This is a genomic window from Algoriphagus aquaeductus, assembly GCF_003253485.1.
GTDB classification, from domain to species: domain Bacteria; phylum Bacteroidota; class Bacteroidia; order Cytophagales; family Cyclobacteriaceae; genus Algoriphagus; species Algoriphagus aquaeductus.
Map to the genome: position 1 here is coordinate 33935 of NZ_QKTX01000021.1, position 12312 is coordinate 46246.

Here is a 12312-nt window from a genome sequence, read left to right on the forward strand (position 1 = left end):
ACAATAGCTAATTTGTATCGAAATCATTTGAGTTGGTCGGCTTTATCACCCCATCGAAGCCCCAAGATCAAGTAGATCCGTATTCACTGTGCCCTGCTATCAAGTTACTCAGGTACAGTTTGCCTCGGGCAAGAAATGAACCATTGGGCTTATCTCCCCACTTATGAAAACAACACAAAAAATAAACACGATGGTGTTTATTCAGGTGTCCCCGGACTATTGTCTGGAGGATACACCGGCTGAGCAACTCGCCAAAATCTCCGAGGGTCTGGGATTGGCGGTTGTCAAGGGGGATTATTTGCCTGACTTGATGCTTCCAGCCTACAAAGAAGACTTTATTTCCTGCCTGAATAGAGGGTTCAAAGGAGAAAGTTTTTCAGTAGAAATCCCATTTCCCTGCTCCAAAAATCTATTCAAAAAATGTGAGGTGACGGTATTGCCCCATTATGTGACGGGAGAGGAAATAGCCAAAATTGGGCTGGGAATCCGATGTATGGATCAATTTTTCGTTGATTTGGCCTTGATTCAGTCAAATAGCCTTCTCAGCACGATGTTCAATTCGGTATCTATGGGGATCTGCATCACCAATAGAGAGGGGCTTTTTGTAGAAGTCAATCGGGAATATTGCAGCATTTATGGGTACACGAGAGAAGAGCTGCTTGGAAAGCATTTCACATTGGTGTTGGACTCCAAATACCATGAGTGGATGAGCCGCCTGCATGGGGATTTTTTTTCCAAAGGACAGGAGCCCCCGTCTGAGGTAGAAGTACTTCACAAAACCGGAAAGATCCTAACGGTCAGGATTTTTGCTGATAAACTGACTACTCCCGAGGGAGAGGAATATAAGGTTACTTCGGTCACCGATATCACCGAACTTAAAAATCTTGAAATCCAAGTCCAGAATTTAACCCGAAATATTCCGGGAATAGTACTCCGTTATGAGTTGAGTCCAGAAGGGAAGGACCGGATTCTGTATGTGTCTGAAGGAGTCAAGACCTACTGTGGGGTAAGCCAAAAAGAGGCAATGGAGGATGTATCCAAAATCTGGGATCACATCGATCCAAGGCATGTCTCACAGGTCAAAGAATCCATAATCCAATCCGCAAAAAATCTCACTACTTGGGAGTCTGAATGGAGATTTTTCCATCCTGATGGAAGTGTATATTGGCATAGAGCCAGCGGAAATCCCCGAAAGCTTTTGGATGGTACCCTGATTTGGGATTCGATCATTTTGGATGTGACTCAGGAAAAAGAAGCTCAACTGAAGTTGCAGGATTCCGAAATCAGATTTGAGAAGCTCATCAGTGAAGGGGTGGAGATGATTGCAGTGCTCAATTCCAACGGTGAATATATTTTCAACAGTCCTTCGTATTCCTCTTTTTTGGGTTACAGCTTGGAGGAACTGAAGGGGCTACAGGCTTTTTCATTGATTCATCCAGACGATGTGCCGCAGTTGTATGCCTCCTTTCAACAGGTTTTTACGGTCAAGAAAGTGTACTCACAACCTTACAGGTTTCGTAAAAAAGACGGGGAATACATCTGGCTCAAATCTGTGGGGACAAACCTGCTGGATGATCCTCATATCGGCGGTATCATCGTCAATAGTTCAAATATTTCAGAACTCATCAAGACCGAGACCGATCTCAAATCCTCCGAACAGCAGTACAAATACCTTTTCGAAAATAATCCGGGAGCCATGCTCATCTGGGATTTGGAAACTGCTCAAATTCTGGATGTGAATGAATGTGCCTGTGAAATCTATGGCTATACCCGGGAAGAGTTTTTAAATATGTCAGTCTATGACATGCGCCCGAAAGAAGAAGTGCCAAAGTTTAAAGAGCAATCCAAAACCGAAAACTGGGTAGAGTACGAAGGTGTCAGGCTATATTATGGGATTTCTCGCCACATTGACAAGGCTGGAAACCCACTGGATGTCGAGATCAATGCCCAAATGATCACCTATAAAGGGCGGCGAGTCTCCTTAGTCTTAATGCACGATGTGACTCAGCAGCTTAAAGAGGAATTGAGGCTCAAGCTTCTCGAAAGTGTGATTACCAATGCCAATGATGCGGTAATTATTACTGAGGCAGAGCCTTTTTCATCGCCCGGGCCCAGAATTATCTATGTCAATGAGGCATTTACCAGGATGACCGGCTATTCGGAGGAGGAGATTTTAGGAAAAAATCCCCGCATCTTGCATGGCCCCAAGACGAATTCCCCGGAGTTTGCCCATCTCCGAAAGGCTATGGAAGCTTGGCAATCTTGTGAGGTGACTGTTATCAATTACAAGAAAAACGGGGAGGAGTTTTGGAATAATTTCTCGATCAGTCCCTTGGCAGATTCAAAAGGGTGGTTTACCCATTGGATTTCGATCCAACGAGATGTCACAGCCCAAAAAGTAGAGGAGCAGAAGCGAGAGCTGGTTTCACAAATCATGCTGATCTTTGGAGAGGAAGAACGGTTTAATTTGGCCTTGGATCGAAGTTTGGAAAAACTGGTCCAGTTCAAAGAACTCGATGGGGCAGAGGTTTGGTTGGTTAATGCCGATCGGACAAAGGTCAATTTGGTGGCCCGATTTGCCCAAACTGACAAGGGAAAAAGGTTTATGGAAATTTCTTCCCATATCCAAAGTTTTAAACCTGGTGAAGGGCTGCCCGGAAAAATCTGGGAGGCCAATCGAAATCTTCAAATCGATGAGTCCTGTTCAGAGGAAGAGTTTCCTCGAAAAGAACTGGTCTTAAGTTCAGGACTATCCACTGCGTTCGGGCTTCCGCTTCATTACAGTCAGGAAGTGATCGGCGTGATCGTTTTTGCCACAGATCAAAAAAATGGAGCAGTGAATTCGGCAGTTGAGGTTTTCGAGCCGATGACTGATATGCTGGGTGCTGAAATTCATCGAAAAAAGGTACAGGATGAGCTTTCCCAGATCTTTGATACCGCTCAGGATATCATTTGTATCTGGGGTTTTGACGGGAAGTTCAAGAAAATCAACAAGGGGGGGACTCAGCTGCTCGGTTATTCTGAAGAAGAGCTTCTGGCAAACAGAATAGATTATTTTCTTCATCCAGAGGATCATCAAAGTTCTGAATCTGAGCTTCAGAAGATGAGAGAAGGAAATCGTCAGGCGCAGTTCATCAATCGATTTATTACCAAAGAAGGACAGACCCTTTGGCTGGACTGGAACAATACAGTGGTCTACGAGGAGGAGCTTATCTATTCGGTAGCAAAGAACATCACAGAGGAGAAGGAGCTCGAGGATCTGTTGGAGCGAGCCAATAAGATGGCGAGAATCGGATTTTGGGATGTAGATGTGCGGAAGGAGACCCAATTTTGGAGCGCTGTGACCAAAGAAATCCATGAAGTGGCCAACGATTATTTGCCCACTGTGCAGGGAGGAATCAGTTTTTATGCTCCGGAGGCTATTCCTGTGATTACCGAAGTTTTTTACCGATGCCAGGATACCGGAGAACCGTATGATCTAGAGCTTCCCATAATTACCGCCAAAGGGAAAAAAATCTGGATCCGAACCCAAGGACAAGCAGAGTTTCGGGATGGACAATGCAAGAGGGTATTTGGGATTATCCAGGATATCACCGATCTGAAAATCGCTCAGATTGAGCTGGAAAAATCTTTCGAGCAAAAAAACGCCATCTTAGAAAGTATCGGTGATGCCTTCCTATCCGTGGACAAGATGGGGACCATCACCTATTGGAACCAAGTGGCCGCCCAACTTTTTGGAGGTACCAAAGAGGAGCGGGTGGGAAGCAGTGTGTGGAGTTTGATTCCATTGACCCAAGAAAATATCACTCTAGGCAAACTTCGTGAGGCTATAGAGATAGGTAAAGTGCTTCGTTATGAGCAGTATTTTCAGCTTTTGGGCAAATGGCTGGAGATATCTATCTACCCTTCGGAAATTGGACTCTCGGTGTATTTGAAAGATGTTACCCTTCGAAAGACAAGCGAAGAGTTAATCAGGCAGTCCAATGAGCGATTTGAACGGGTTTCGGAAGTGACCAATGATGCCATATGGGATTGGGACGTTAGGGCAGACAAGCTCTACTGGGGGCCTGGTTACAAAAATTTGTTTGGATTTACTTACGATCCGCGAGAGATTTCATACGATACTTGGGAACGACACATTCATCCTGAGGACTTGGAAAGAACTCTTGAGGTCGTTGAAAACGCCATTCAGGATGTTCACAATGCCCACATTTACAACGAATACCGGTTTAGAAGACATGATGGAACCTATGCATTTGTTACCGATCGGGGAATGATCATTCGGGATCATCAGGGGAGTCCCTTGAGGTTGGTCGGAGCAATCACCGATATCACTGAGCGGAAAATGTATGAAAATTCACTCCGCGAACTCAATGAGAAACTCGAAGCTCGTGCAAGAGAATTGGCTATTTCCAATGCCGAATTGGAGCAGTTTGCCTACGTCGCATCCCATGATTTGCAAGAGCCGTTGCGCATGGTGTCCAGCTTTTTGTCCCAGTTGGAGATCAAATACAAAAACCAATTGGATGAAAAGGCCAACAGGTACATTCATTTTGCGGTGGATGGTGCCAAAAGAATGCGGCAGATTATTCTGGATCTTTTGGAGTTTTCCCGTGTGGGAAGGATGAATGATGAAGTAGGAGAAGTCTCCATCCAATCCGTATTGGAAGAGGTCTGCACCCTACAGGCTCAGCTGATCGAAAGTAAGCAGGCAGCGGTCTTTTGGGGCGAGATGCCTGTGGTGTTAGGTTCAAAAACCCCTCTTTTTCAAATCTTCCAAAATCTGATCAGCAATGCTGTGAAATATAGTAAGGAGGGGGTACCGCCGGAGGTGAAAATCTCCTGTATTGAATTTCCAACCCATTGGGAGTTTAAAGTTCAGGACAACGGAATAGGAATCGAAGCGGATAGCCTCGATAAAATCTTCGTGATTTTTCAGAGGTTGCACACCAAAGATCAATATGCCGGAACAGGTATCGGGCTGGCAATTGTGAAAAAACTGGTGGAGAATCTCGGAGGGAAAATAAGCGTCGAATCCACTCCTGGAGTAGGTACGGTATTTAGTTTTACTTTAAGGAAATGATGGTGTGAAACTGGTGTGGAGTAGTAGCTTCCCGGACAAAGATTTGCAAGGCTAATCCAGTCTTCAAGCAGTAGGTATAGTCCCTGATGAGGATGCTCGTTCGGGGTTTAATGTTTAAAATTTATCTAAATGAGGAAAATTCAAATTCTCTTGGTCGAAGACAATGAAGGAGATATTCTTTTGACCACGGAAGCCCTGGAAGCCCTGACGGTCCAAAATGAAATCAAGGTGGTGAAAACCGGGAAAGATGCGATGGAGTACATGGCTCAATCCGGAAGGTTTTCGGAAGTACAGCTTCCTGACTTAGTCTTGTTGGATATTAACCTTCCTATCAAAAACGGCATCGAAGTGCTGTCAATGATCAAGTCACAGGAAAAAACAAAAAATATTCCGGTGATCATGCTGACTACCTCCTCATCAAAATCCGATCGGGAAGCTGCCGAGAAGCTGAATGCTAACTTGTTCATTTCAAAGCCTTCAGATATGTATGCCTACGAAGAGATTGTGGGAGTAATCGATCAATTTATTCTCAATCAGGAAGAGGTACGCTCCTAAATAGGAACTCAGCCCTGTTTTTTTTTAGAGACAGGGAACCAAATTCCTTTCGTAATTTTTTAACTTTTTAATGCTTTAGAATCCCAGAGCGCTTTTAATATACCTTTTTACCATGCTCATTACCCCGGAAAATATCATTTTAATCAGTTCCTTTTTGCTCATCATGAGCATTATCGCCAGCAAGACAGCAGGTAGAGCCGGTATTCCCGTCTTGTTACTTTTTCTTGGGGTAGGAATGTTGGCAGGCACAGATGGTCTGGGAAAAATCACCTTTAATGATCCTTTTGCCGCCCAGTTTTTGGGAGTAGTGGCCCTGACATACATCCTTTTTTCGGGTGGATTGGATACCAAGTGGGAATCCATCAAGCCCGTCATGGGCCCCGGAATCGTACTTTCCACCTTGGGTGTCTTATTGACCGCCCTTTCAGTTGGGATTTTTGCCACTTGGGTGGGGGATTTCTCCCTCAAGGAAGGGATTCTATTGGGGGCAATTGTGTCCTCAACCGATGCAGCGGCTGTTTTTTCCATACTCAGAAACAAAAGCATCGGTTTGAAAGGAAATCTTCGTCCGCTTCTCGAGTTGGAATCCGGGAGCAATGATCCCATGGCTTATTTTTTGACCATTGGACTGACGACTTGGCTTAGTCTGGAAGGATTTACGCCGGTTGATTTGGTGCCTTTGTTTTTCAAACAGATGATTTTGGGGGCACTTGCGGGTTATGGATTGGGTAAAATATGCGTTTTTCTGGTCAATAAAATCAATTTGGAATACGAAGGATTATATCCTGTCTTGATGCTGGGATTGGTGGCTATGATCTATGCGTTGACCGATCGTATCGGGGGAAATGGATTCTTGGCTGTTTATCTTGCCGGCATCACCATGAACCAGTCCCGTATTCTACATTACAAAAGTTACATCCGGTTTTTTGATGGGGTCGCTTGGTTGATGCAGATCGTCATGTTTATTACCTTGGGATTGTTGGTATTTCCCAGTGAGGTACTGCCCGTGGTGGGGATTGGATTCCTGATTGCCATGTTTCTGATCTTTGTGGCCAGACCCTTGGGGGTATGGGTGTCGCTTATTTTTTTCAAATACAATACCCGAGAAAAGCTATTCATCAGTTGGGTAGGACTGAGGGGGGCCGTACCGATCGTATTTGCCACTTTCCCGCTTATCGCCGGGATTGACAAAAGCAATCAGATATTCAACATCGTCTTCTTTATCGTGATTGCCTCGGTGTCTTTACAGGCAACTTCCTTGGCCAAAGTGGCCAAATGGCTCCACCTTGCAGTTCCGGAGCGTTTGAAAAGAAAAAGTCTCCTGGATATCGAACTGTCTGACGGCTTCAAAAATGCCTTGGTAGAGATCGTACTTCCTCAAGATTCGGTGGTGGACGGAAAAAAAATCCTCGACTTGAGTTTTCCAAAGACCGCCTTAATCGTTTTGGTCAGCAGAAATCAGAAATACATCACTCCCAATGGATCGACCGAACTCAAATCAGGTGATCAGCTGATGATTATGGTCAATTCAGAGTCTGAAGAGCAAAAAATCAGGGAAGTGTTGGGGATAATCTGATCGGAGGTTATGCATAAAAATTTGCGATTTTTTTGATTTTTATTTAATAAATGGGGATTACGGGTGAATAAATGAATCGTAAATACTCAAATTTTTGATAAAATTTTATTTTCAGGTTTCTTTTCTATCTTACTGTGAGAAAAATGAGAAGCCTATGAAAACAGAAGGATATTCCAGTCAGGAGCATTACGATGAAATGTTTACCAAAGAGGGAGCAATTAGGCCACATTATCGGGAGTTTTACCAGTTTTTGAGTAAAGTTTCTTCCAAGAAAATGAATCAGCTCCAATTCTCAGCCAACAAAACTCAAAAGGCAATGGGGATGACCTTCAATGTCTACCATGACAATCAGGGGCTGGAGAAAATTCTCCATTTGGACATCATTCCCAGAATTCTCCCCAATTCAGAGTGGAAAAAGCTGGAGGCCGGACTCAAGCAACGCGTCCATGCACTCAACCTTTTTTTACAGGATGTATATAATGACCAGAAAATCCTAAAAGATAAGGTCGTGCCTCCTGAGTTGATTTTGAACTCTAAGGATTATTTGAAGCCTTGCATGGGGCTGACTCCTCCCAAAGGAATCTGGTGCCATATTACCGGAACGGATTTGGTCCGGGACAAGGACGGGGAATATTATATTCTCGAGGATAATCTACGCTGTCCATCCGGAGTCAGCTATATGCTCGAAAGCCGTGAAATCATCAAGCGGGCGTATCCCCAATTGTTCAATGACGAAGGGGTAATGCCGGTTTCGGATTATCCCGCGAAGCTGCTGAAGATGCTTCAGTTTTTGAGCGACAAACCCAAACCTGTGGTAGGGGTATTGACACCGGGGATTTACAATTCGGCTTATTTCGAACATTCTTACCTGGCGCTCCAAATGGGCGTCGAATTGGTCAATGGCGTAGACTTGTTGGTCAAAGACAAAAAGGTGTACATGCAGACCACCAAAGGGCTGGAACAAATCGATGTGATCTATCGACGGATAGATGATGCATTTATTGATCCGCTTACCTTCAATCCCAAATCCATGCTGGGGGTGCCAGGAATTTTTGAGGCGTACAAAGCTGGGAATGTGGCTTTTGCAAACGCTCCCGGAACCGGCGTTGCGGATGACAAGGCAGTCTATGCCTATGTCCCTCGAATCATCAAGTATTACTTGGGTGAGGAGCCTATCCTACACAATGTTCCCACCTACCTATGCCGTGAGGAAAATGACCGCAAGTATGTCCTGGATCATATTGATCAATTGGTGGTCAAAGAAACCAATGCCGCAGGAGGTTATGGGATGCTGATCGGACCAAAATCCACCAAAGAAGAACACGGGCGATTTAAAAAACTGATTTCAGAAAACCCGGAAAATTACATTGCCCAACCCACTCTTTCTCTTTCAACCGTACCCTGCCTGACAGAGAATGGAATCGCAGGAAGGCATGTAGACCTCAGGCCGTACATTCTTTATGGAAAAGAGATTGAGGTAATTCCGGGCGCCTTGACTCGAGTGGCGCTCAAGGAAGGTTCCTTGGTGGTCAATAGTTCACAGGGAGGAGGGAGCAAGGATACTTGGGTTTTGTACAATTAACGATTTGAAATATGCTGAGCAGAGTAGCAAGTCACATATACTGGTTAGGTCGATACCTGGAAAGGGCAGAGAATTATGCCCGGTTCATTGATGTCAATTTCAATCTGATGCAAGACCTACCCCAGGATCTCAAGGAACAATGGGAACCCTTGGTTGCGGCGACGGGAGATTTGGAACTTTATCTGAAAAAATACCAAGGATATGAGCGCCATCAGGTCATGTACTTTTTGACTTTTGATGGAGAGAATCCCAATTCCATGCTTTCCTCGGTCAATAAGGCACGGGAAAATGCCCGGATCATTCGGGAAAATCTAAGCAAAGAAACCTGGGAAAAAGTCAATGAGCTCTATTACATGCTGCAAACAGGCATGGAAAAGAAGGTATGGAAGAAGGAAGATCCCCGGCAGTTTTTTGAAATGGTGAAAAACCAGATTTTGCTGCTTTACGGCTTGGCAGATTCGACGGTGGCCAGAACAGAGGGCTGGTATTTTCGCCAATTGGGCCAATTGTTGGAGCGGGCGGACAAGACTTCCCGGATTTTGGATGTCAAATACCATATTTTACTGCCTTCTCCCATCGAAGTGGGTTCCCCTTTGGACTTTCTCCATTGGATGGCTTTGCTCAAGTCGGTGACAGGATTCAATACTTACCGTAGGCTATATGGAAATATTGATCCTTCGGGAATAGTTGAGTTTTTGGTTCTAAACAAGTATTTCCCAAGATCCATATACTATTGCCTCAAGGAAGCCGAACGGTGCTTACATTGTATTTCGGGTAGTTCTTCGGAGGGATTCAAAAATTCCGCAGAAAAATCTATAGGCGAACTTCGTTCCCGGTTGGAGTACTCAGATGTCGATGATATAATTTCTGTAGGCCTTCATGAATATTTGGATACACTTCAACTGAAAATCAACCATATTTCCGATCTGATAGACAGTACTTATTTCCGTCTTAAGGACAATTTCATTACCTAACCCTCCCGTACCCATGACCTTTTGCCTGGGCATCAAAACCAAACAAGGATTGGTGGGCCTCTCGGATACCCGGATTACCTCCGGCAATGAGACCACCACATCCAAAAAAGTATATACTGTCAATCGAAAAAAACACTCGTTTTTTATCATGACTTCCGGTCTTCGGTCAGTCAGGGACAAAGCAATTACCTACTTTTCAGAAGTAATCGCCAAGCAGGACGATTCCTTTACCAAGCTGTATCAGGCAGTCAATGAATTTGGGAATCAGGTGAAAATCGTAGCCAAGGAAGATAAACACTTCCTGGAAGAGGCGGGCTTTCAGTTCAATCTGTTTTCTATAATCGGAGGGCAATTGGAGGATGATCCGGAGCCCAAAATGTACCTGCTTTATCCACAGGGAAATTGGATCGAGATACGAAAAGGTACTCCGTTCGTCATCATCGGGAATACGGGCTTTGGGCATCCGGTACTCAAGCGCTCACTTCATTACGACGATTCCCTGGAATATGCTTTGAAATGTGCCTTTTTGGCTTTTGATGCCACCCGGATTTCTGCCAACGATGTGGATTATCCCATTGACACGGTAGTCCTGAAGGACGGGGAGTATTTTACCCAAGAGAAGCGATTTAAGCAGAAAGAACTCGAACATGTTTCTGCCTTTTGGAACAATCGGCTCAAGAATGCCATCGCAGAGTTGCCCTCAGAGGTGTTGAATGGTGCCTTTGAAAAGTTTGAGTTCCTTTCAAAAGACTCCTGATCATGCTGATTCAGATTTGGCATCATACCCGGTACACGTATTCCGATCCTGTGACTTTGGGGATTCACAAGCTCTATTTGGTTCCGCAGCATAGACCCTATTTTAGAATCGAACATCAAAAATTTCGGGTTCAGCCTCATCCCGAGGGCTTGAATTTTCGCCAAGATCTTGCGGGTAATTGGTATAAGCAATGCTGGTTTACCGGGGAATGGAGTCTGTTGGAAATCAGTGGGGAATGGATTTTCAAACTCCAATCATTCAATCCCTTTGGGTTTATTCTGGATAAAAGCTTCGAGGATGGAGGGTGGCAAAGTCCCTTGTTCCAATTCAATTATGAAGAAAAAACAGCTTTTTTGATTCCTTTTTTGCAAGAAGAGGAAAGATCTGGCTTTCGGGATTTTCTTTTGGAAATCCGCGATTCTTCTCAAGGTTTGGTTGATTTTTTGGTTCGCCTCACTCAGGTTATATACCAAAATTGGAGCCATGAGATTCGGCATGAAGAAAGTATCTGGCCCGCCGAATTTACATTTGGACAGCGGAAAGGCTCTTGCAGAGACCTGGCTCTGATGCAAATGGAAATGCTTCGGGAATTGGGACTGGCCACGAGATTTGTTTCGGGCTATGCCTTCAATCCCGACTTGGAAGACGGCCACGAGCTGCACGCATGGCTAGAGGTCTATCTCCCCGGAGCCGGATGGGTTGGGATGGATCCTAGTTTGGGATTGTTTACAGACCATAGCTATATCCCTTTGGCTACTCACCCGGATCCAAAGCGAACCCTGCCTGTTCAAGGTACTTTTTCGGGCGGAAATGATTCCCAACTCCATACCGAAGTGCAAATCAAACTACTTCACAAATAATCACTTCAATTTGTTGTCACTCCGGTCTTTGGCATCTCAAAAAGATCTTTTTCGAGTGATTTTTCTACCAAAAACACATCTGAAAAACTGGTTTGATATCTGATTCGTCTGGAGGAGTCATTTTCGGTCTGGTATCCGGTGATCACCCTCGGGAAAACCAATCCATTGGCATCCCGATAATCTTCGTAATACAAGGCTTCCTCAATCTGATTGTTTCGGTCAAAAAATTTCACCGAAAATAATACCCATGCCAATCGGCCAGTCTCAGGATCGATCAGTAAGGTGTAGCGGTCTGATGGCCCGATCAGTGCCCCGTTTTTTACCTTGGCTTCCAGCGTTTCAAATGAAATTCCGTTGAAAACCCGGTTGGGGATTTTAGTCACGGTGACCGTGGTATCTGTGAGTACGTAAGGGATGCTCAGGAAAGTGGAGTAGAGATTGTGATAAAATCGAACGGACTGCCCTGGAAAAGACTGTCTGTTGGGACTTACCCAGACTTTTTCTCCATCATTTCCGGCCTGATACAAATCCGCATCGATCCTTACTTTTCCAGTTTGAAGGTCTAAATAATGGTTTTCCCATTCCAAAGTCGTCTCATGGACCATGGCGAAAGAAAATGATCTAGCGCTTATCCATTTCGCCCAATCTCCATGGGCATCAAGGAGTTTCTTGAAATCTTCAGGTTGATTGAGTCGGGGATCAGGTCCTGAATGTTGTTCACTACAGGCTGAAAAGGTGAGAAAGCATAGAATCAAATAAAGAAGCGAGTGGGATTTCATCTGTTTATAATTTGATTTTTTAAGGTCAGATGGAATGCCCCGGATAATCATCCCCCTGTGTGAGAAGCATTTACTCATGGGCATTTCATCTGTTTATAATTTGATTTTTAATGGCCAGATGGAATGCCCCGGATAATCATTCCCCT

At 44.6% G+C, this 12312-nt stretch carries 8 protein-coding genes; 7 read left to right on the top strand and 1 reads right to left on the bottom strand.

Features of this window, described 5'->3' with window-relative positions:
- The first annotated feature begins 163 nt into the window (after positions 1–163).
- The 7 genes from CLV31_RS19880 (at position 164) to CLV31_RS19910 (ending at position 11387) form a co-directional block, all read left to right on the top strand.
- Positions 164–5083 carry a PAS domain S-box protein gene (locus tag CLV31_RS19880; protein ID WP_111394838.1) on the top strand — a complete coding sequence of 1640 codons (4920 nt, stop codon included), beginning with the start codon at positions 164–166 and terminating at the stop codon, positions 5081–5083.
- A gap of 129 nt (positions 5084–5212) precedes the next feature.
- The gene (locus CLV31_RS19885; RefSeq protein ID WP_111394839.1) at positions 5213–5638 is read left to right on the top strand and encodes a response regulator; all 426 of its coding nucleotides are present in this window, start codon (positions 5213–5215) and stop codon (positions 5636–5638) included.
- 112 nt (positions 5639–5750) lie between these two features.
- Entirely contained in the window at positions 5751–7214 is a 1464-nt protein-coding gene (locus CLV31_RS19890) for a potassium/proton antiporter (RefSeq protein ID WP_111394840.1), read from the top strand.
- A gap of 154 nt (positions 7215–7368) precedes the next feature.
- A complete protein-coding gene (locus CLV31_RS19895) occupies positions 7369–8796 on the top strand; it encodes a circularly permuted type 2 ATP-grasp protein (protein WP_111394841.1) in 1428 nt (475 codons plus the stop codon).
- Positions 8797–8807: 11 nt separating this feature from the next.
- Complete coding sequence (locus CLV31_RS19900; protein WP_111394842.1) at positions 8808–9770, top strand: alpha-E domain-containing protein; 963 nt, start codon at positions 8808–8810, stop codon at positions 9768–9770.
- 13 nt (positions 9771–9783) lie between these two features.
- On the top strand, positions 9784–10527 hold the full coding sequence (locus CLV31_RS19905; RefSeq protein ID WP_111394843.1) for a peptidase: 744 nt from the start codon (positions 9784–9786) through the stop codon (positions 10525–10527).
- Between the two features lie 2 nt (positions 10528–10529).
- Positions 10530–11387: a transglutaminase family protein gene (locus CLV31_RS19910; RefSeq protein WP_111394844.1), complete on the top strand. Its 858-nt coding sequence runs from the start codon at positions 10530–10532 to the stop codon at positions 11385–11387.
- Positions 11388–11392: 5 nt separating this feature from the next.
- On the opposite strand, the gene CLV31_RS19915 is transcribed toward CLV31_RS19910, so the two are convergent.
- Positions 11393–12166: a hypothetical protein gene (locus tag CLV31_RS19915; protein ID WP_146250942.1), complete on the bottom strand. Its 774-nt coding sequence runs from the start codon at positions 12164–12166 to the stop codon at positions 11393–11395.
- Positions 12167–12312: the final 146 nt, after the last annotated feature.

Coding starts and splice junctions, on each gene's coding strand:
- CLV31_RS19890 (WP_111394840.1), top strand. CDS start 5,751: ATGCTCATTACCCCGGAAAATATCATTTTAATCAGTTCCTTTTTGCTC.
- CLV31_RS19880 (WP_111394838.1), top strand. CDS start 164: ATGAAAACAACACAAAAAATAAACACGATGGTGTTTATTCAGGTGTCC.
- CLV31_RS19910 (WP_111394844.1), top strand. CDS start 10,530: ATGCTGATTCAGATTTGGCATCATACCCGGTACACGTATTCCGATCCT.
- CLV31_RS19905 (WP_111394843.1), top strand. CDS start 9,784: ATGACCTTTTGCCTGGGCATCAAAACCAAACAAGGATTGGTGGGCCTC.
- CLV31_RS19900 (WP_111394842.1), top strand. CDS start 8,808: ATGCTGAGCAGAGTAGCAAGTCACATATACTGGTTAGGTCGATACCTG.
- CLV31_RS19915 (WP_146250942.1), bottom strand. CDS start 12,166: ATGAAATCCCACTCGCTTCTTTATTTGATTCTATGCTTTCTCACCTTT.
- CLV31_RS19885 (WP_111394839.1), top strand. CDS start 5,213: ATGAGGAAAATTCAAATTCTCTTGGTCGAAGACAATGAAGGAGATATT.
- CLV31_RS19895 (WP_111394841.1), top strand. CDS start 7,369: ATGAAAACAGAAGGATATTCCAGTCAGGAGCATTACGATGAAATGTTT.